Source organism: Tsukamurella sp. NPDC003166, from assembly GCF_040611135.1.
GTDB lineage: Bacteria > Actinomycetota > Actinomycetes > Mycobacteriales > Mycobacteriaceae > Tsukamurella.
On record NZ_JBEXNL010000017.1, the window covers coordinates 1 to 19,137 of the forward strand.

The window sequence follows — 19,137 nt, forward strand, 5'->3', positions numbered from 1 at the left end:
GGGTGTGGGAGAGTAGGACACCGCCGGACTAAAATTAGATACAGGACGAGCCCTCGGAGGCCGGTGAGCGGAAACGCTCCCGCCTCCGAGGGCTTCGCCGTATCCGCGGTCCTCGCCGTAGCAGGACCCCGCGCCCCGGGGACGGGGCACCGTCGAACCCGTACCGTAAGGTGGAACCCGTGCGTGTCGTGATTGCCGAATGCCAGGTCGACTACGTGGGCCGGCTCACCGCCCACCTCCCGATGGCCCGCCGGCTGATCCTCGTCAAGGCGGACGGCTCGGTCAGCATCCACGCCGACGACCGCGCCTACAAGCCCCTGAACTGGATGAGCCCGCCGTGCTGGCTGGAGACGGCACCGTCGGACGAGGAGTCCAAGGACGTGCCGGCGGGGCACCAGCTGTGGATCGTCCGGAACAAGGCGGACGAACAGCTGCGCATCCTGATCGGGGAGATCGAGCACGACAGCAGCCACGACCTGGGCGTGGACCCCGGCCTGGTGAAGGACGGCGTCGAAGCGCACCTCCAGGAGTTGCTGGCGGAGCACACCCAGACCTTCGGCCCCGGCTACACCCTCATCCGCCGCGAGTACATGACGGCCATCGGGCCCGTGGACCTGCTGTGCCGCGACGCGGACGGCGGGACGGTGGCGGTGGAGGTGAAGCGCCGCGCGGAGATCGACGGCGTCGAGCAACTCACCCGCTACCTCGAGCTCCTCAACCGGGATCCGCTCATCGCGCCCGTCACGGGCATCCTCGCGGCGCAACAGGTGAAGCCACAGGCTCGGACCCTTGCGGAGGACCGCGGGATCCGCTGCGTCACCGTCGATTACGACGCGTTGCGCGGCACCGAGGACACGTCCTACAAGCTCTTCTGATGGGGCGCAGGCCCGTCTCCCGGAAGCGAGCGGCCGCCCGGGACGGCAACCGCCCGCTCAGCACGGGCGGGTTCGGGTCCCGGGTCGAACTGGGCGACGAAGCCTACCAGGTGCGGACCGTCACCGGCAGTGGCGCCGCCAAGGACTACCGCTGCCCCGGGTGCGATCAGCTGATCCCCGTGGGCACGGCCCACGTCGTCGTGTGGCCGTCCGCGGAGAGCGGCGGGGTCACCGACCGCCGGCACTGGCACAGTGGTTGCTGGCGTCGGGAGGCCGGCCGACGGTCGCGCTGATCAGCGCTTGGCGACGGTGTTGATCGCGACCGTGTCGTCGGTGGCCGGCGAGGTCTTCATGGCGACCGTGTCGGCGGAGGCGAAGTCATCGGCCCCGAGGACCTTCTCCGCGCGCTGCGCGGCCGTGGGCCCGTCGTCGGTCACGTGGTCGGCCCGCGGCGGCGTGGCGGCCTCGTAGGCGGCCGGATCGATGCGCTTCTCGACCACGGGCGTCTCGTTGTCACCCGTCGCAAGGGCCTCGGGCACCAGCGAGAGCTGGCGGCGCACCGTCTCGAGCTGGTCCAGGATCGATGCGCGCAGCGCCTGCATGTCCTCGGTGATCCGCCGGGCATTGGCGACCTGCGTGGCGATGCGGGTGTTGGTGTCCTCGAGCTTCTGCTCCGCCGTCGCGTTCGCGGTGTTGAGCGTCTGCTCCGCGCGCTCATTGGCCGCGTCGATCCGGTCCCTGGCCTCGGTCTTCGATGCTTCCTCGAGCTCGGTGATCGTGCGGATCGCCTTGTCCCGGCGCATCGACATGGCCATGTCGAAATCATCCTGCACACGCTCGCGGTTCTCCGCCGCCGACCGCGAGAGCTTGTCGGCCTCGGCCTCCGCCTCGGCCTTGATCCGGTCCGCCTCCTCGCGGGCACGGGTCATGGTGGCCTCGTGCTCCTGCTCCATCGCCTCGCGGCGCGAGGTCATGTCGGCGCGGATCCGGTCCGCTTCCCTGCGGGTCGTCTCCGCCTCCTGGCGGGCGAGCGAGCGTACCTCGGCGGATTCGTTCTGCGCCGCGGCGCGGATCTCGGAGGCCTCGTCGGACGCGAGGCGCATCATGCGGGCGATCCGGTCGCTCATGCCCTCCGCGCTCGTGGGCGGGACGCTGAGCCGGTCCACCTCACGACGCAGGTTGTCGATCTCGTCCTGCGCCTCGTCGAGGAGGTCGGTCAGTTCGCGGGCGTGGGCCGACGCGGCGTCCCGATCGGCCGCGAGAACCCGCAGTTCAGCCTGGTAGCGGTGGAACTGCTCGCTGACCTGGTCGCGGTCGTACCCGCGCAGGACCACCGCGAACGGTGCGGGCGCCGGGCCGCCCGCGATGTTGTCCGAATTCGCCATGCTCCGATGGTACGTGGGCGCCCCGCGTCCGCGGCGTCAGCAGTCGCACAAGGTCCGATTCCCGGGACCGGGTCCCGGCGTCAGGATGCGGGCTCGACCAGCTCCACGAGGATCCCCCCGGCGTCCTTCGGGTGCAGGAAGTTGATCCGGGAACCGGCGGTGCCCATGCGGGGGGCGTCGTAGAGCAGACGCACGCCCTGCTCCTGCAGGTGCGCCGTCACCGCCGCCAGATCGCTGACCCGGTACGCGAGCTGCTGCATGCCCGGGCCGTTGCGGTCGAGGAACTTGGCGATGGTCGACTCGGGGGTCAGGGGGGCGAGGACCTGCAGCTGGGCCGCGCTCGACGGTGCGCCGTCGGCCGCCAGCAGCGAGGCCGGGGACAGCATGCCCTCGCGGACGCCCTGGGCCTCGTTGATCTCCTCGTGGGTGCACACCATGCCGAGCACGCGGGCGTACCACTCGAGCGCCGCGTCGAAATCGGACACGGCGACGCCGACGTGGTCGATACCCAGGACGTATTCGGCCGGGACCCCGTGCGAGGCGGGGTGCTGGCCGTGGGCGGTGTGATCGGTTCCGTGCGATTGGCTCTCTGTCATACCTCGAATGTAGCTTTGAGGTGGAAGTCCCATGCCCACGAGGAGGAACGAAGTGGCTCCGTCCGCATCTCATCAGGATCCCAACACCGATCCGACGGTCATCGTCGCCGGCGCTCGGACGCCCTTCGGCAAGCTGCTCGGCGCGCTCAAGTCGCAGTCCGGCACCGATCTGGGAGCGGTCGCGATCCGCGGCGCCCTGGACAAGAGCGGCGTCGACCCGCAGACGATCGACTACGTGATCATGGGCCAGGTCCTCACCGCGGGCGCGGGACAGATGCCGGCGCGCCAGGCCGCGATCGCGGGCGGCGTCCCGTGGGACGTGCCCACACTGACCATCAACAAGATGTGCCTGTCGGGTATCAACGCCATCGCGCTCGCGGACCAGCTGATCCGCGCCGGCGAGTACGAGGTCGTCGTCGCCGGCGGTCAGGAGTCGATGACGCAGGCGCCGCACATCCTCACCGGCAGCCGCGAGGGCCACAAGTACGGCAGCATCGAGATGCTCGACCACACGGGGTACGACGGCCTCCACGACGTCTTCACCGACCAGCCGATGGGCGGGCTCACCGAGCAGCTCAACACCACCGACACCGTCACGTACTCCCGCGAGGAGCAGGACGCGTTCGCCGCCGACTCGCACCGCAAGGCCGCCGAGGCCTGGGCCGCGGGTAAGTTCGCCGACGAGGTCGTGCCCGTCGAGATCCCCCAGCGCCGCGGCGAGCCGGTCCGCGTGACCGAGGACGAGGGCGTCCGCGGCGACACCACTGTCGAGTCGCTCGCCAAGCTGCGTCCGGCCTTCGCCAAGGACGGCAGCATCACGGCCGGCAACGCCTCGCAGCTCACCGACGGCGCCGTCGCCGTCGTCGTCATGCGCAAGAGCAAGGCGCAGGAGCTCGGCCTGCCCTACCTCGCCGAGATCGGCGCGCACGGCGTCGTCGCCGGCCCGGACTCGTCGCTGCAGCACCAGCCCTCGAACGCCATCAAGAAGGCCTGCGACAAGCAAGGCATCACCCCCGCTGATCTCGATCTGCTCGAGATCAACGAGGCCTTCGCCGCAGTCGGCCTCGCGTCCACCGCGGACCTGGGCGTCGACGCCGAGAAGGTCAACGTCGACGGTGGCGCCATCGCCATCGGCCACCCCCTCGGCGCCTCGGGTGCCCGCATCGTCCTGCACCTCGCGTTGGAGCTCGCCCGCCGCGGCGGCGGCACCGGTGCCGCGGGCCTCTGCGGCGCCGGCGGCCAGGGCGACGCGCTGATCATCACCGTCCCCGAGCAGTGAAGGAAGCTGTGAACACCAAGAACCTCACCACCGCGTTCAAGATCGTCGCCTTCCTGGAGGCGCTCACCTGGGTCTGGCTGATCATCGGAATGATCATCAAGCGCGTCAACGACGAGCCCGGCGCGGTGCAGGCGCCCGGCATGACCCACGGCGTCGTCTTCATCGTGCTGGTCGCCCTCACGCTCGCGGTCGCCCGCGCGCTGAAGTGGGACGCCAAGACCCTGGTCCTCGGCCTGCTGGCCACGATCGTCCCGTTCTGCTCGGTGGTCTTCGAGGTGTGGGCGCAGCGCGCCGGCAAGCTCGACGCCCCGATCGTCGCGGCGAAGGCGGCGGAGCCCGCCGACGCGATCGGCGGTTAGGTCAGCGCGGCTCGGGGCCTGCGGGTACGTTGATTCGCTGACCGAGACGTCAGTCGACCGGAGGACGGGGACATGGTGGACATCCTGGGCGGACTTCCCGGAGGCAGGGCACTCGAAGCGTCGGTGAACCGGCTGGCGGCCACCGCGCGCAACGGCTTCGAGGTACTCACCCAGGGCGGCCTCGAGACCGGGCAGAAGCCCTCGCAGTACTCGGTCCTCGAGCGGTCTCCGATGTACCGGCTGCGGCGCTACTTCGCGGACCGCGCCCCGGCACCGTCGGCGGACGACCGCCCGGTGATCCTGCTGGTCCCGCCGATGATGGTCGACGCCAACGTCTTCGACGTCACCGAGCACAACGGCGCGGTGTCGGTGCTGCATCGTGCCGGCGTGGACCCGTGGGTCATCGACTTCGGCTCGCCGGACCGCGAGGAGGGCGGGCTCGAGCGCAACCTCGCCGACCACGTCGTCGCGATCTCCCGCGCGATCGACCAGATCGCGGCTTTCCGCGGCCGCGACGTGCACATCGGCGGCTACTCGCAGGGCGGCATGTTCTGCTACCAGGTCGCCGCGTACCGGCGGTCGCGGTCGATCGCCAGCCTCGTCACCTTCGGCAGCCCCGTCGACATCTCGGCCGGGCTGCCGCTGGGCGCCCCGCCCGCGCTGGTGAACAAGGGCGCCGAGTTCGTCGCCGACCACGTCTTCAACCGCTTCTACCTGCCGAGCTGGATGGTCCAGCGCGGTTTCGAGATGCTCAACCCCGTCAAGGCGGTCCGCTCGCGGATCGACTTCGTGCGGCAGCTGCACGACCGCTCGGCCCTCTTGCCACGCGAGGACCAGCGGCGCTTCCTCGAGGCCGACGGCTGGGTCGCGTACTCCGGCCCCGCAGTCGCCGACCTGCTCAAGCAGTTCGTGGTGCACAACCGCATGCTCACCGGCGGTTTCGCGATCGACGGTGACGCGGTCTCGCTGGCATCGATCACCAGCCCGGTGCTCGCCTTCGTCGGCCTGTCGGACCAGATCGGCCGGCCCAGCGCGGTGCGCGGCATCCTGCAGGCCGCTCCGAAGGCGACGGTGTACGAGGCGCAGGTCTCCGCCGGGCACTTCGGCCTCGTCGTCGGCAGCTCGGCGGGCGCCGTCACGTACCCGACGGTGTCGCAGTGGGTCCTCTGGCAGGAGGGGCGCGGGCCCGAGCCCGAGAACATCGCCGCCATGCAGCCGGACGACGACCGCGACGCCGGTGTCAATCCTCTGGTCGCGGGCGTGGGCGGGCTCGCGACCGTCGGCTTCGTGGCGGCCCGCGACCTGCTCGACGCGGCCTCCGCGACCGCCGCGGGCGCGACGGCGGTGGCCCGCGAGGTCACGCGCGGCCTGCCGAAGCTGGCGCGCCTGGGGCAGCTGCAGGCGCACACGCAGGTCTCGCTCGGCAAGCTCCTCGCGGAGCAGGCCGCGAGCGACCCGCATGGCGAGCTGTTCCTCTACGAGGACCGGGTGCACACCAAGCAAGCGGTCAACGAGCGCATCAACCGCGTGGTCAGCGGTCTGCTGCAGGTCGGCGTGCGGCAGGGCGAGCACGTGGGCGTGCTCATGCACACGCGGCCCTCGGCGCTCGTGGTGATGGCGGCGCTGTCGCGGCTCGGCGCCGTCGTGGTGCTGCTCCCCCCGGGCACCGACTACGCCGCGGCGCTGCGGCTCGGCGAGGCGACATCGGTCATCACCGATCCGGAGCACGCGGAGGAGGCCGTGGCGGTCGCCGAGCGTGTGTTCGTCGTCGGCGGTGGTGACCGCCGCGACCGCCCGGGCGCGGCGCGGCAAGACCTGGGCGCCGAGCTCGTCGACCTCGAGCAGGTCGACCCCGACAACGTGCGGATCCCGCGCTGGTACCGGCCGGACGCGGGCCTGGGCCGTGACCTCGGGTTCGTGATGTTCTCCGAGGTGGGCGGCAGGCTCCGGGCGAAGCGGGTCACGAACGGCCGGTGGGCGTTGTCGGCGTTCGGCACCGCGTCGGCCACGCGGCTCTCGCAGAGCGACACCGTCTACTGTCTCACCCCGCTCAGCCACAGCTCCGGGCTCATGACGAGCCTCGGCGGCGCGCTGGCCGGCGGCTCGCGGATCGCCCTGACCCGCGACTTCGACCCGGACCGGTTCATGGTCGAGGTGCAGCGGTACGGCGTGACCGTGGTCTGCTACACCTGGAACCTCATGCGGGCGGTGCTCGACGATCCGCGCCTCGAGGTGCCGCGCTACCACCCCGTTCGCGCGTTCATCGGCTCCGGCATGTCGGCCGAGCTGTCCCGCCGGGTGGGCGAGGCGTTCGCGGCGCAGGTGGTCGAGTTCTACGCCTCGACCGAGGGCGAGATCGTGCTCGCCAAGGTCCGCGGCGGGAAGCCCGGCGCCAAGGGCCGCAGCCTACCCGGCAGCGCCGAGGTCGCGCTCGTGGACTACTACTTCGACACGGGCCGGTTCGTCGAGAACGGCGACGGCTTCCTGCAGGAGGTCCAGCAGGGCGAGGTGGGCGTGCTCATCGGCCGCGCGGATCCGGACACCACCCATCGGGACGTCCTGCTGCGCGGCGTCTTCCGGCCGGGCGACGCGTGGTTCTCGACGGGGCACCTGTTCCGCCAGGACGAGGACGGGGACTACTGGCTGGTCGACGACGTCCGCACCGTCGCGGTCACCGAGCGCGGCCCGGTGTACTCGATCCCCGTCACCGACGTCCTCGAGCAGCTCGGCCAGGTGGAGCAGGCCGTCGTCTACCAGGTCCCGGGTGAGCAACCCGACGGTCCGCCCCGCGTCGTCGCCGCGGTCACGCTCCGCGACGACGCCACCCTCACCGCCGACGACATCACCGACACCTTCGCCGGCCGCCACGGCCAGTACCCGGACGCGGTGCACGTGGTCGACGACGTGCCGCTCACCAGCTGGTACCGGCCCCGGCGCGGCGCGCTGGCCGCCCGCGGAATGCCCGTGCCCGGCCCCACGTCGTGGCGCTTCGATCCGGACCTGCAGCGCTACGTCTGATTCCGGGGCCGTGCCAAGATGGAGGGGTGACTACACCGCGCGCCCCTCGTGGCGCTTCCAGGCAGGACCAGGAGCGGGCGCTGCGCACCGCCGCTGCGATGGCGGGGGCGGTCGACCTCTCGGGCCTCAAGGCCCGCGCGGAGGCGAAGGCTGCGCAGCAGGCTCGGCCCGCACCGTCGGACCCGCAATCGCAGGGCGACGGTGCCCCCGGGCCCGGCATCGTCGACGTGACGGACCAGAGCTTCCCCGTGGATGTGATCGACCGATCCGCCGGCTCGCTGGTCGTGGTGCTGCTGTCGGCGGCCTACAGCGAGCAGTCGCAGGCGATGTCGGCGGTGCTGGAGAAGCTCGCCGCCGCGGACGGCGGCCGGTGGACGCTCGCCCGGGTCGATGTCGACGGTGCGCCCGGCGTGGCGCAGGCCTTCGGCGCGCAGTCGGTGCCGATGGTGATCGCGGTGGCCGGGGGCCGCGCGGTGACCGCGTTCGCCGGCGCGCAGCCGGAGGCGGCGGCACGGCAGTGGCTCGACGACGTCCTGGCCCAGCTCCCGCCGGAGTTCGGCGGCGGCGGTGGCACGGGTGCGGGGGAGGCACCGTCGGACCCGCGGCGTGAGGCGGCGGAGCAGCTCGCGGCCGACGGCGACTACGACGGCGCCCGCGCCGCCTACGAGGCGATCCTGCACGCCGACCCGGGCGATGCGGATGCGGCGGCCGCGGCCAAGCAGATGGCCTTCTTCGCGCGGGCCACGCGCGGCGAGCCGGGTGCGATCGAGCGGGCGGACGCCGCGACGGGGGCGACCGGCGCGGAAGCGGTGGAGCTCGCGCTCGCCGCAGCCGACGAGGAGCTGCTGGCGGGCACCCCGGCGCGCGCCTTCGGACGGCTGATCACCGCGATCCGAACCACCTTCGGTGACGACCGCACCGCGCTGCGCACCCGCCTGCTCGAGCTCTTCGACCTGTTCGACCCGGCGGATCCCGCCGTGCTGGAGGCCCGCCGGGGCCTGGCGGCCGCGCTGTTCTAACGAGCTTCGGCGGCGTCCGGGGGCCCACACGCCGTGGGTTTGCGATACTTACTCCCGTGTCTGACTTCAGCATGTCCCGTCGCTCGATGCTGACGGGGATCGGCGGCCTCGCCCTCGCCGGCGCTCTGGCGGCGTGCGGCGGAAACACCGGCCGCGATGGCGGTGCCGGGAGGGACCTGCGGGCCTGGTTCCACCAGTACGGTGAGAAGGGCGCGCCCGAAGCGCTCGCCCGCTATGCGTCCGAGTACCCCGGCGGCGGGGTCCGGGTCAGTTCGTTCCCGGGCGACTACGACCAGAAGATCTCCTCGGCGCTGGTGAGCGGCGACGGCCCGGATGTCTTCGAGTTCGCCAACGGCCCCACGATCGACATGATCACGGCGGGCCAGGTCGCGGACCTGACCGACGTGCTGGGTGACGCGCGCTCGGATTTCACACCGTCGCTGCTGGACCGGATGACTCACGGGGGCCGCGTGTACGGGATCCCACAGGTCATGGACATGCAGCTGCTGGTGTACCGGCGGTCGACGCTCGAGCAGTCCGGCGTCGTGCCGCCCCGGACGCTCGGCGAGCTGGTGTCGGCGGCGCGGGCACTCAACAAGGGCACCACCAAGGGCCTGTTCCTGGGGAACAACGGCGGCGCGGACGTGCTCGGCGGTGTGCTGCTGTGGTCGTCGGGCCACGACTACCTCACTCCCGAGCGCAAGCCGGGCTTCGTCGACGAGGAGGTCGCGGCGGGCCTGCGGACGATGCGCGCGCTGTTCACCTCGGGCGACCTGTTGCTGGGCGCGCCGCAGGACTGGTCCGATCCCGGGGCGTTCATCGCGGGCCAGACCGCGATGCAGTGGACGGGGCTGTGGGCGCTGCCCGCGATCACCGCGGCGCTGGGTGACGATGTCGGCGTCCGGGCCTTCCCCGCGATCGGCGCGAACGGCGGCACCAGCGTGCCCTTCGGCGCGTACGGTGCGGCGGTGAACGCGAAGGGCGATGTCGCGCGGGCGAAGAAGTTCGTGCAGTGGCTGTGGGTCGAGCGCACGGACCTGCAGCTGGACTGGGCGCAGAGTTACGGCCTGCACGTCCCGGCGCGGCGCTCGTTGCTGCCGCGCGCCACCAAGCTGGCGACCGGGTTGTACAGGGAGGCGGCCGATCTCGTGAACACTGTGGGGCATCCCCAGACGCCGCTGCTGTGGACGGCGCGCTGCGCCACCGCGTATCGGGACGCGCTCGACCGGATCATCCGGGGCGGCGCCGATCCCATGACCGAGCTGCGGGGCGTCGGAGGCGTGGTCGAGAAGGAACTCGAGCGGTTCCCGAGCTGATGCGCGCGCGCTCGGCACGGACCGAGAGAGGCGGGTGGCGCGACTCGCCGCACCTGTGGTTCTGGGTGCTGACGGGGCCCTTCCTCGCGGGACTGACGATGTTCGTCGTCGTCCCCATCGGGTGGAGCGTGTGGCTGAGCCTGTTCGAGGCCCGGAACACGGTGACCCCGACGCATTTCGTGGGACTGGACAACTACCGCGACATGCTGGGCGACCCGGCGTTCCGCTCGAGCCTGGTCACGTTCGTGGTGTTCGCCGTGATCCTCGTCCCGCTGACCTTCGCCGGCTCGCTCGCGCTGGCGGTCCTGGTGAACGGGGTGCGGCTGTTCCAGCGCTTCTTCCGGTCGGTGTTCTTCCTGCCGATGGCGTGCAGCTATGTCGCGGCGTCGCTGATCTGGCGCGGGGCGATCTTTCCCGGCGTGCCCACGGGCGTGGCGAACACGGCGCTGCGCGCGGTGGGGCTCGAGCCGGTCGCGTGGCTGTCGGTGGTGCACCCGCCCTGGTACTGGTTGGTGCTGGTCACGGTGCGCCTGTGGTTGCAGCTGGGCTTCTACATGATTCTGTTCCTCGCGGCCCTGCAGCGGGTGCCGGCGACGCTGTACGAGGCGGCCGCGCTCGACGGTGCGTCCGGCTGGACCGTCTTCGCCCGGATCACCCTCCCGCAGCTGCGCGCGGTGTCCGTCGCCGTGCTGCTGCTGGCGACGGTGAACGCGTTCTCCGCCTTCGACGAGTTCTACGGCGTCATGTCCACCGCGCAGGGGTATCCGCCGTATGCGCGACCGCCGCTGGTCTACCTGTACTACGTGGCCGTCGGCAACGGTCAGGACTTCGGCAGCGGCGGTGCGGGCGGGGTGATCCTCACCATGCTGATCGCCCTGTTCGCCCTGCTCCAGGGCAGGCTGACGGGGTTGCTGGGGCGGAGGGGCCCCCGATGACACTGTCCCGCGCCGCCCGCTACCTGATCCTGACCGGCCTCGCCGTCCTCTTCCTGGTGCCCTTGTACCTGCTGGTCCGCGGCGCCCTCGGTACGTCGATGGACGTCGCGACGGGGTCCTGGGGGCTCCGAGCGCCCGTCTGGAGCAACCTTTCGGAGGTCTTCTCCGACGATGCCCGGCCGCTCGGCCGCGCCCTGCTCAACTCGACGGTCGTCGCGGTGCTGCAGACGCTCGGGACGGTCGCGCTGGCCCTGCCCGCCGGGTACGCCTCCGCGCGGATCCGGGTCCCGTACGCGGGGGCGGTGTTCGGGGTGGTGCTGGCGACGCTGCTGGTCCCCGCCGCGGTCACCTTCGTGCCGACCTTCGTCATGGTCTCCTCGCTGGGCTGGGTGTCGTCGCTGCAGGGCCTCGTGGTGCCGGGTCTGTTCCAGGCCACGGCGGTGTTCCTGTTCCGGCAGCACTTCCTGGGGTTCCCGCGGGAGCTCGAGGAGGCCGCCGTGCTCGACGGTGCCGGCCCCGCCCGGATCCTCCTGCGCGTCGCCCTGCCGGGCGCGGGCGCGGTGACGGCCGCGGTCGCCACGATCACCTTCGTCGGCAGCTGGAACGCGTTCCTGTGGCCGCTGGTGATCGGCCAGGACCCGCAGTCCTGGACCGTGCAGCTCGTCCTCTCCAGCTACATCACCGCGCAGTCGGTGAACGTGCCCGCGATGTTCGCGGCCGCGCTGGTATCGATCGCGCCGCTCCTGGCGTTCTTCCTGGTAGCACAGCGATGGATAGCGGCAGGCGTGGAGCGCAGCGGCATCTCCGGCTGACGGGTGACGGTGGTCACCGCGGACGGCGGGCGGTCGAGCGGGACACGTGCGTGCGGAAAACCAGCAGATGTGCTGGATCGGGGTGGCTGTTCCGCTTAGTCTGAACCGGTTCTGTCCGACCCCGGAGGTCGGGCGAGAGGAGACGACGATGTCTGTGACCGCGCATCGCGGCGTGAGCGCCCAGTCGGCGCTCGCCATCGCGGGAGCCAAGCTGCTGCTGCGGCCCCTGATCTCCCTGTACCCCGTGCGGTCCTGGAGTTTCGGGCCCCTCGCGCTGGGCGAGGCGCTGGCCGAACTCATCGGCTGGATGCCCGACGACGTCGAGGTCGACCGGATGGAGCTCGCCGGCGTGCAGGTCGAGCGCCTCGTGCCCACCGCCGGTGACCTGCGCACCGACGTCGCGATCTGCTACTACCACGGCGGCGCATTCCTCGCGGGCGGCCCCGCGACGCACCGACGGGTCGCGGCCGCGCTGGCCCGCGCCCTGGGCGTCACCGTCTTCAACGTCGACTACCGCCAGCTGCCCGACGTCGGCATCGGCACGTCCGTCGAAGACGGTTACCGGGTGTACCGAGCCGTCGTCGATTCGGGCCGGTACCGCCAGGTGGCGGTCGGCGGCGATTCCGCGGGCGGCTACATCTCCGCGAAGGTCCTCGAGCTGGCCTACCTGGACGCCGCGCCGGCCCCGGCGGCCTACTTCGGATTCTCTCCGCTGCTCACGCCCACCGTCGAGGACGGTGACCCGCGCTACGACATCGACGACGCCTACCTCACGGCCGGCAAGCTGCGCGGCCTGCGGGAGTTCTTCGATCGCGGACCCGTCGATCCGCGCGGCCACGACGACGCCACCGAGATCAGCCCCGCCGCGTTCCCGCCGGCGCTGGTGATCGCCTGTACGGACGAGATGCTCCGGGTCGACGCCGAGCGCCTGCACGCCCGCCTCGACGGTGCCGGCAAGCTCTGTGACCTGCACCTGTACGAGGGCGGCGTGCACGCCTTCCCCGTACTCGCCGGCGCGACGCCGGAGAGCGAGCAGGCCGTGCAGATCACGGCCCTGTTCCTCGAGGCCGCGTTCGACGCGCGCCTGCAGCACCACGCGGCGTAGCGGGGCCGTCGGCAGCGTGTCGGCATAGGCTGGGGGCATGCTGCTGCCGCACACCGTGACCCCCGTCCCGCCCGGCTCCGACGGTGAGCCGGCCGTCACCGTCGGGGGCAGGACGCTGACGCGGACTGAGCTGATCGGCGCCGCCACCGCCGTCGCCGAGCGGCTGAACGGCCTCGGCGTGCGCGGCCCCGTCGCGGTGTGGGCCGAGCCGACCCTCGCCACCGTCATCGCCATCGTCGGCGGGCTACGTGCCGGCGTGCCCGTGGTCCCCGTCCCGCCCGACTCCGGCAGCGCCGAGATCGCGCACGTCCTCACCGATTCCGGCGCCCAGGCCTGGTTGGGCGTCACCCCGGAGGATCCGCACGGCCTGCCCGCGGTTCCGGTCCGCGAGCACGCCCGCGGCTGGCACGCCCTGCCGGAGCCGCCGGCCCGCGCGACCGCGCTGATCATGTACACCTCGGGCACGACCGGCGCCCCGAAGGGCGTCCCGATCCGGCGCGAGGCGATCGCGGCGTGCATCGACGGCCTCGCCGACGCCTGGGCCTGGACCGCGAATGACACGCTCGTGCACGGTCTTCCGCTGTTCCACGTGCACGGGCTCGTCCTCGGCGTCCTCGGCCCGTTGCGCGTGGGCAGCCCGCTCGTGCACACGGGCAGGCCCACGCCGGAGGCCTACGCCGCCGCCGTTCGGGACCACGGCGGCACGATGTACTTCGGCGTCCCCACCGTGTGGTCGCGGATCGCCCGCGATCCGGAATCCGCTGCGGCGCTGCGCGATGTGCGCCTCCTGATCTCGGGTAGTGCGCCCCTGCCCGCTCCGGTGTTCGAGCGGATCCGCGAGCTGGCGGGCCACGAGATCGTCGAGCGGTACGGGATGACGGAGACGCTCATCACCGTGAGTGCGCGTGCCGACGGCGAGCGCCGTCCCGGCTGGGTCGGTTTGCCGATCACGGGCGTCGAGTCGCGGATCATCGGCGAGTCGGGGGAGGAGGCACCGCACGACGGCGAGTCCATCGGCGCGCTGCAGATCCGCGGCCCGATGGTCGGCACCCAGTACCTCGGCCGCCCCGAGGCCACGGCCGAATCCTGGGTCGGCGAGGGCTGGTTCGACACGGGCGATGTCGCGGTCATCGACGCGGGCGGCTTCCACCGCATCGTGGGCCGCGCGTCCACGGACCTCATCAAGACCGGCGGTTTCCGGGTCGGCGCGGGCGAGATCGAGGCGGCGCTCCTGGGGCATGCGGATGTCCGCGAGGCGGCCGTCGTCGGACTTCCGGACGAGGACCTTGGGCAGCGCCTGGTCGCCTTCGTCGTGTCCGACGGTGCCCACGACCCTGCGGCGGCCGCCGCACTCACCGAGTTCGTGGGGGAGGTCCTGTCGAAACACAAGCGCCCCCGTGAGATCCGCTTCGTCGACGACCTCCCGCGCAATCCGATGGGAAAGGTGCAGAAGAAGCAGTTGCTCGCCGACTGAGCCGGCGGGGGCCGCCCTGTGGTGTAATCGCGGCATGAAGTGGGGATGGATCACTGTGCTCGTGGCGGGCGCGCTCGTCGCAACGGGATGTTCGTCGTCGACGGGCGGGACGGCGGTGCCCACGAGCACGACGACCTCCGCAGCGTCGCAGGGCGGCGGCAACGGCATCCCCGCGGGGAGGGGCTCGTTCAAGCTGGACGGTGCGTACGTCCAGAACGCCGAGAACATGACCGTCATGTGCACTGTGACGAGGGAGAAGACCACTGTTCTCACCGTCGGCGTCAGCATCTCGATGGAGGTCCGGAACGCCGTGGTGCCGCAGGTGACGAAGTTCAGCTATCTCTCGGCGAACGGCGTCCTCGAGGGCGCTCCCGCGGGCTTCCGGCTCACACACGACGGTGACGCCACGGTCGTCACCGGCAACCTCTCGGGCACGGTGTTCACCGCGGGCGGGGCGATGGAGTCGGTCACCAAGCCGTTCGAATTCCGTTACACCTGCTGATCCCCGGCGGCGCGGGCGATCACGAACTCGTGCAACCGTCGGGTGACCGGACTGACCGTAGCCGTCGCTCGCGCCAGCGCGATCGCCCGGCGGTGCTCGCCCGTCAGCGGCACCTCCACCACGTCCGACGGTGCGCGGTCGTCGTGCGGCAGCAGGGCCACGCCCAGGCCGCGGGCGACGAGCTCGCGGATCGTGGTGAATTCGGTGACCTCGACGGCGATGTCCGGGGTGAAACCGGCCGCGGCGCACCACTGTTCGGTGGCGGAACGCAGGTGGTAGCTGGGCGGGTTGGCGATGAAGGTCTCAGCCCGTAGGTGCGCCAGCGGGATCCGCCGGGACTGCGCGAGCGGATGACTGATGGGCAGCGCCGCCCCGATCTCCTGCGCTCCGATGATCGTGTGCGGCAGCCGGTCCGGCGGCGGGATCGTCACGGCCAGGTCGAGCGATCCAGTCTCGAGGTCGCGCACGAGCTCGGAGCCGTGGGCCTGCTTGAGGGTCACGGTGATCCCCGGATGCGCCCGCCGGAACGCGGCCAGCAGGTCGGGGACGAGCCCGGCACCCATGGTCAGGGGGAATCCGAACCGGACGGTGCCGTGCTCGCCGTCGGTCTCGCCGACCACCGCGTCGATCGCCATCTCCAGTTCGTGTAGCGGATCCCGGACCCGGCGCGCGAGCTCCTCTCCGGCCTCGGTGAGGCGTACCGTGCGCCCGGCGTGGATCAGCAGGGGCGTTCCCAGGTCGTTCTCCAGCGCGTGGACGCGCCGGCTCATCGAGGACTGCGGGATCCCGAGCGCGGTCGCGGCGCGGGTCATGTGTCCGTCGTGCGCTGCGAGCTCGGCGAGTGCCTGGAGCTGTGGGGCGAAAAGGCTCAACCATTGATCCACCTTCGGATCATATCGACGCAATACTTCATTGGACGGATGGGTGGCGGCGGATCGATGCTGGAGCGGTACCCGATCACGCGGTACCGCCCACTGTTCGAGGAGGATCCGATGGCCACCCATTCCACCCGGGGATTCGACGCCGATGTCGTGCTGATCGGCGGCGGCATCATGTCCGCGACGCTCGGCGCGATGCTCGTCGAGCGCAGGCCCGACCTGCGGATCGTGCTGCTCGAGCGCGCCGACGCGCTGGCGACCGAGAGCAGCGGTCCGTGGAACAACGCGGGCACCGGGCACACCGGCTTCTGCGAGCTCAACTACATGCCCGATCCCACCGACGGCGCGAAGCCGATCGCCATGGCCGAGCAGTTCGGCCGGACCCGTGCCTGGTGGGACGGGCTCGTCGCGGCGGGCCGGCTCGACGGGGGCTTCCTGCACGCGACCCCGCATCTGGATGTCGTGTTCGGCGAGCGCGACATGACCTACCTGCGGCAGCGGTACGAGACCCTGCGCACCCACCCGGCGTTCGCCGCGATGGCGTACACGGAGAACCCCGAGACGATCCGGCAGTGGGCGCCGCAGGTGATGGAGGGGCGCGGTCCCGACTCCATGTGGGGCCGGATGGCCGCGACGCGGCACCCCGGCGGCACCGACGTCGACTTCGGTGCCCTGACCCGCGGACTCACGACGATCATCACCGGCGCGGGCGGCGAGGTCCGGTTCGGACACGAGGTGACGCGGCTGCGTCGCACCCTTGCGGGCTGGACGCTGCGCGGTCGCGGCCCGCACGGTCGGTTCGAGATCCGCGCCCGCCGCGTGTTCGTGGGTGCCGGCGGCATGGCGCTGCGGCTCCTGCAGAGCGCGCGGGTCCCGGAGGTGCGCGGCTACGCGGTGCTTCCGGTCGGGGCGGCGTTCCTGCGCTGCTCGGACCCCGACGTCGCACGCCGCCTCGACGGCAAGGTGTACGGGCAGGCCGCGATCGGCGCGCCGCCCATGTCCGTCCCGCACCTGGACCGTCGGTACGTCGACGGTGCCGACCACCTCATGTTCGGCCCGTACGCCACGTTCAGCACGAAGCTGCTCAAGCGGGGGAGCCTCGTCGACTTCTTCACGACGCTGCGGCTTGGCAACCTGCACGTGATCGCGGCGGCGATGGCCCAGAACCTTTCGCTGGTGCGGTATCTGATCACCGAGCTGGCCGCCGGGAAGCGGAAGAAGTTCGCCCAGCTCCAGCGGTACTACCCGGACGCCGATCCGGCGCAGTGGGAGCTCATCGCCGCCGGGCAGCGCGCCCAGCTCGTCACCCCCGACCGCCGCCGCGTCGGCGTGCTGCAGCAGGGTACCGAGCTGGTGACCGCCGCCGACGGGACCATCGCCGGCCTCCTCGGCGCGTCGCCCGGTGCGAGTACCGCGGTCCCGATCATGCAGGACCTGCTCGCGCGCTGGGGATTCGGCGAGGATCAGGAGGGCGTGGCCGCGAGCGGGCTGGTCGCGAACGCCGCCAGCACCGACGCCGGCACCTCGCCGTCGGCCCCCGGCGAGGGCTCGATCGCGGTGTAGCCGGTGCGGACCGGCAGCACCCCCGACCAGCCGCCCTCGCTCGCGGATGCGCCGCCGCTGCGCTGCTTGGTGATCCAGTTGTCCGCCGTGATCGGCAGCGTGAGGACCAGCGTCGCGGCGAGTTCCTTGCGGGTGTTGGCCCGCAGCTCAGCACTCCGCCCGGGGAGCAGTCCGTCGACGAACCGGTCGAGAAGCTCCGTGGCGTCCGCGGATTCGGTCGCGAGATTCCCGCGGACCACCGCGGACCGGTAGTTCATCGAGTGGTCGAACGCGGTGTCGGCCACGACGAGCCCGTCCACGTGGGTCACGGTCAGCGTGGCCGGGGCGCCCGCCGCGACCCGGCGCAGCGCACCCGCGCCCGTCGAGCCGTGCAGGACGATGCGGTCGTCGACGCGGACGTAGGCGAGGGGGACGGACCAGGGCAGTCCGTCGACCACCGTCGACAGGACGGCGACCACCCCGTCGTCGAGCACCTCATCGAGCAGGGCGCGGTCGCCGCCGCGGTCCGGGTAGCGGGTGAGTGTCTCCATGGGACGATCCTGGCATCGATACCGGCACCCTGTCGCTACCAGTTTCAGTCAGAATGTGAATCCAGTATTCTCGGTCGGTGCCCCGGCCTCCTGCACAGATCCCCGACCTGTGGCCGTCGCCGCTGCCGCCGCGCGACGACGGTCGGGGCGCTCCCCAGGCGATCGTCGACCTCGTACTCGACGCGCTCGACCGCGCGACGCTGCACCCGGGCGATCGTCTTCCCTCGTCCCGCGCGCTGGCCGTGCACCTGGAGGTTCCGCGGGGCGTGGTCACCGTCGCCTATGACACCCTTGCGGCGATGGGTGTGGCCCGCACGGTGCCGGGGAGTGGAACCACGATCGCGGAGGGGTCGGACGGCCTCGCGCGCGCCCTGCTGTCCCCGGGCCCGACGGTGCCCCCGTCCCCGCCTCCGGCTCGGCCGGTGATCAGCCTCGAGCCCGGTCTGCCGGACGTCGCGCTCATCGACGAGCGGCGGTGGCGCCGCTCATGGCGGCACGCCACCCGGCTGACCGCTCCCGCCGACCTCGACGCACGGATCGCCGAGCTCCGCGCGGTACTCGCGGCGCAGCTGCGCCGGAGCCGTGCCGTGGTGTGCGCATCGTCGGACATCCGCCTGTTCCCCGGGGTGAACCCGGCGCTCCGCACGATCGCCGACTGGTTCGGTGCGCCGATCGCGATGGAGGACCCCGGGTACCGGCGGGCGTTCGACGCCTTCCGAGCCACCGGGAATCGGGTCGTGTCCGTCCCCGTCGACGACGAGGGGCTCGTCGTCGACCGGCTCCCCGATCGACGGTGTCTGGTGTACGTCACCCCGGCGCACCAGTACCCGACGGGCGTGCGCATGTCGATGTCGCGCAGGCTCGCTCTGCTGCGATGGGCTCGTGGGACCGGCGGCCTCGTCCTGGAGGACGACTACGACGGCGAGTTCTCCTACGACGTGGCCCCGCTGCCGGCGCTGCACCGCCTCGACCCGGAGTCGGTGGTCTACATCGGGACCGCGTCGAAAGCGCTCAGCCCGCTGTTGCGGATCGCGTGGGCGGTGCTCCCGGAGCGGTGTCGCGAACTCCCCAACGCCGGAAACGGATCCGGCGCGGGCGTGGACGGCACGGCGGCGACGATGCTCGCGCATTTCATCTCCTCCGGCGGGTGGGACAACCACATCGCGCGGGCCGGCCGGACCTACGGCGCGCGCCGGGCCGCGGTGCGGCGCGCGCTCGCGCTGCACGTTCCGGACGCGCACGTGATCGGCGTCGAGGCGGGCCTGCACCTCACCGTCGACCTCGGATCGCCCGATGCGCTCGCCGCGGTGCTCGACAACCTCGAGGACCACGGCTACCGGGCGAGCACCGTCGCCGCCCACGCGCTGCAGGACCTCGGATCTCATGATCGCGACCCGCGCGAGCGCGCCGGGCTCCTGGTGTCCTACGCGGTGATCCCGGAGACGCGAGCGGACACCATCATCCGCCTCCTCGCCCCGCGGTAGGCGCGGA

The 19,137-nt window shown here is 71.9% G+C and carries 18 protein-coding genes; 14 read left to right on the top strand and 4 right to left on the bottom strand.

Translation table 11 applies throughout. The features are described 5' to 3' along the window. Positions 1-179 precede the first annotated feature (179 nt). Together nucS and ABZX10_RS17620 are read left to right on the top strand one after the other, a co-directional pair. Positions 180-875: an endonuclease NucS gene (gene nucS, locus ABZX10_RS17615; RefSeq protein WP_355542612.1), complete on the top strand. Its 696-nt coding sequence runs from the start codon at positions 180-182 to the stop codon at positions 873-875. Further along, positions 875-1,168, top strand: a complete 294-nt coding sequence (locus ABZX10_RS17620; protein ID WP_355542615.1) for a hypothetical protein — start codon at positions 875-877, stop codon at positions 1,166-1,168. The genes nucS and ABZX10_RS17620 overlap by 1 nt, the downstream gene beginning before the upstream one ends. Here ABZX10_RS17620 and ABZX10_RS17625 read toward each other — a convergent pair whose 3' ends face one another. After that, a complete protein-coding gene (locus ABZX10_RS17625) occupies positions 1,169-2,260 on the bottom strand; it encodes a hypothetical protein (protein ID WP_355542618.1) in 1,092 nt (363 codons plus the stop codon). An 80-nt stretch (positions 2,261-2,340) separates the two neighbouring features. After that, positions 2,341-2,856: a methylmalonyl-CoA epimerase gene (gene mce, locus ABZX10_RS17630; RefSeq protein ID WP_355542621.1), complete on the bottom strand. Its 516-nt coding sequence runs from the start codon at positions 2,854-2,856 to the stop codon at positions 2,341-2,343. A gap of 52 nt (positions 2,857-2,908) precedes the next feature. Here mce and ABZX10_RS17635 point away from each other — a divergent pair, with 52 nt between their 5' ends. The 10 genes from ABZX10_RS17635 (at position 2,909) to ABZX10_RS17680 (ending at position 14,675) form a co-directional block, all read left to right on the top strand. Then, the gene (locus ABZX10_RS17635; protein WP_355542624.1) at positions 2,909-4,135 is read left to right on the top strand and encodes an acetyl-CoA C-acetyltransferase; all 1,227 of its coding nucleotides are present in this window, start codon (positions 2,909-2,911) and stop codon (positions 4,133-4,135) included. Positions 4,136-4,143: 8 nt separating this feature from the next. Further along, on the top strand, positions 4,144-4,494 hold the full coding sequence (locus ABZX10_RS17640; protein WP_355542627.1) for a DUF3817 domain-containing protein: 351 nt from the start codon (positions 4,144-4,146) through the stop codon (positions 4,492-4,494). A gap of 72 nt (positions 4,495-4,566) precedes the next feature. Then, positions 4,567-7,512: an AMP-binding protein gene (locus ABZX10_RS17645; RefSeq protein WP_355542630.1), complete on the top strand. Its 2,946-nt coding sequence runs from the start codon at positions 4,567-4,569 to the stop codon at positions 7,510-7,512. 26 nt (positions 7,513-7,538) lie between these two features. Then, entirely contained in the window at positions 7,539-8,531 is a 993-nt protein-coding gene (locus ABZX10_RS17650; protein ID WP_355542633.1) for a tetratricopeptide repeat protein, read from the top strand. Positions 8,532-8,587: 56 nt separating this feature from the next. Then, the gene (locus ABZX10_RS17655) at positions 8,588-9,847 is read left to right on the top strand and encodes an extracellular solute-binding protein (RefSeq protein ID WP_355542636.1); all 1,260 of its coding nucleotides are present in this window, start codon (positions 8,588-8,590) and stop codon (positions 9,845-9,847) included. Further along, positions 9,847-10,782 carry a sugar ABC transporter permease gene (locus tag ABZX10_RS17660; RefSeq protein WP_355542639.1) on the top strand — a complete coding sequence of 312 codons (936 nt, stop codon included), beginning with the start codon at positions 9,847-9,849 and terminating at the stop codon, positions 10,780-10,782. The genes ABZX10_RS17655 and ABZX10_RS17660 overlap by 1 nt, the downstream gene beginning before the upstream one ends. After that, positions 10,779-11,594, top strand: coding sequence for a carbohydrate ABC transporter permease (locus ABZX10_RS17665; protein WP_355542642.1), 816 nt, complete (start codon positions 10,779-10,781; stop codon positions 11,592-11,594). Before ABZX10_RS17660 ends, ABZX10_RS17665 begins: the two co-directional genes overlap by 4 nt. Positions 11,595-11,742: 148 nt before the next feature. After that, on the top strand, positions 11,743-12,699 hold the full coding sequence (locus ABZX10_RS17670; RefSeq protein ID WP_355542645.1) for an alpha/beta hydrolase: 957 nt from the start codon (positions 11,743-11,745) through the stop codon (positions 12,697-12,699). 37 nt (positions 12,700-12,736) lie between these two features. After that, complete coding sequence (locus ABZX10_RS17675; RefSeq protein ID WP_355542648.1) at positions 12,737-14,173, top strand: acyl-CoA synthetase; 1,437 nt, start codon at positions 12,737-12,739, stop codon at positions 14,171-14,173. Positions 14,174-14,207: 34 nt separating this feature from the next. After that, positions 14,208-14,675, top strand: a complete 468-nt coding sequence (locus ABZX10_RS17680; RefSeq protein ID WP_355542651.1) for a hypothetical protein — start codon at positions 14,208-14,210, stop codon at positions 14,673-14,675. On the opposite strand, the gene ABZX10_RS17685 is transcribed toward ABZX10_RS17680, so the two are convergent. Beyond that, on the bottom strand, positions 14,663-15,559 hold the full coding sequence (locus tag ABZX10_RS17685; protein ID WP_355542654.1) for a LysR family transcriptional regulator: 897 nt from the start codon (positions 15,557-15,559) through the stop codon (positions 14,663-14,665). The two genes, ABZX10_RS17680 and ABZX10_RS17685, sit on opposite strands and share 13 nt — an antisense overlap. Positions 15,560-15,667: 108 nt before the next feature. On the opposite strand from ABZX10_RS17685, the gene ABZX10_RS17690 reads away from it, so the two are divergent. Continuing rightward, positions 15,668-17,116: a malate:quinone oxidoreductase gene (locus ABZX10_RS17690; RefSeq protein ID WP_355542845.1), complete on the top strand. Its 1,449-nt coding sequence runs from the start codon at positions 15,668-15,670 to the stop codon at positions 17,114-17,116. Here ABZX10_RS17690 and ABZX10_RS17695 read toward each other — a convergent pair. Then, a complete protein-coding gene (locus ABZX10_RS17695) occupies positions 17,017-17,646 on the bottom strand; it encodes a pyridoxamine 5'-phosphate oxidase family protein (RefSeq protein ID WP_355542657.1) in 630 nt (209 codons plus the stop codon). The two genes, ABZX10_RS17690 and ABZX10_RS17695, sit on opposite strands and share 100 nt — an antisense overlap. A 77-nt stretch (positions 17,647-17,723) precedes the next feature. Between ABZX10_RS17695 and ABZX10_RS17700 the strand changes: the two genes are divergently transcribed. Further along, positions 17,724-19,130, top strand: coding sequence for a PLP-dependent aminotransferase family protein (locus ABZX10_RS17700; RefSeq protein ID WP_355542660.1), 1,407 nt, complete (start codon positions 17,724-17,726; stop codon positions 19,128-19,130). The last annotated feature ends 7 nt before the right edge of the window (positions 19,131-19,137 follow it).

Coding starts and splice junctions, on each gene's coding strand:
- ABZX10_RS17670 (WP_355542645.1), top strand. CDS start 11,743: ATGTCTGTGACCGCGCATCGCGGCGTGAGCGCCCAGTCGGCGCTCGCC.
- ABZX10_RS17675 (WP_355542648.1), top strand. CDS start 12,737: ATGCTGCTGCCGCACACCGTGACCCCCGTCCCGCCCGGCTCCGACGGT.
- ABZX10_RS17680 (WP_355542651.1), top strand. CDS start 14,208: ATGAAGTGGGGATGGATCACTGTGCTCGTGGCGGGCGCGCTCGTCGCA.
- mce (WP_355542621.1), bottom strand. CDS start 2,856: ATGACAGAGAGCCAATCGCACGGAACCGATCACACCGCCCACGGCCAG.
- ABZX10_RS17665 (WP_355542642.1), top strand. CDS start 10,779: ATGACACTGTCCCGCGCCGCCCGCTACCTGATCCTGACCGGCCTCGCC.
- ABZX10_RS17690 (WP_355542845.1), top strand. CDS start 15,668: ATGGCCACCCATTCCACCCGGGGATTCGACGCCGATGTCGTGCTGATC.
- ABZX10_RS17660 (WP_355542639.1), top strand. CDS start 9,847: ATGCGCGCGCGCTCGGCACGGACCGAGAGAGGCGGGTGGCGCGACTCG.
- ABZX10_RS17620 (WP_355542615.1), top strand. CDS start 875: ATGGGGCGCAGGCCCGTCTCCCGGAAGCGAGCGGCCGCCCGGGACGGC.
- ABZX10_RS17645 (WP_355542630.1), top strand. CDS start 4,567: ATGGTGGACATCCTGGGCGGACTTCCCGGAGGCAGGGCACTCGAAGCG.
- ABZX10_RS17695 (WP_355542657.1), bottom strand. CDS start 17,646: ATGGAGACACTCACCCGCTACCCGGACCGCGGCGGCGACCGCGCCCTG.
- ABZX10_RS17625 (WP_355542618.1), bottom strand. CDS start 2,260: ATGGCGAATTCGGACAACATCGCGGGCGGCCCGGCGCCCGCACCGTTC.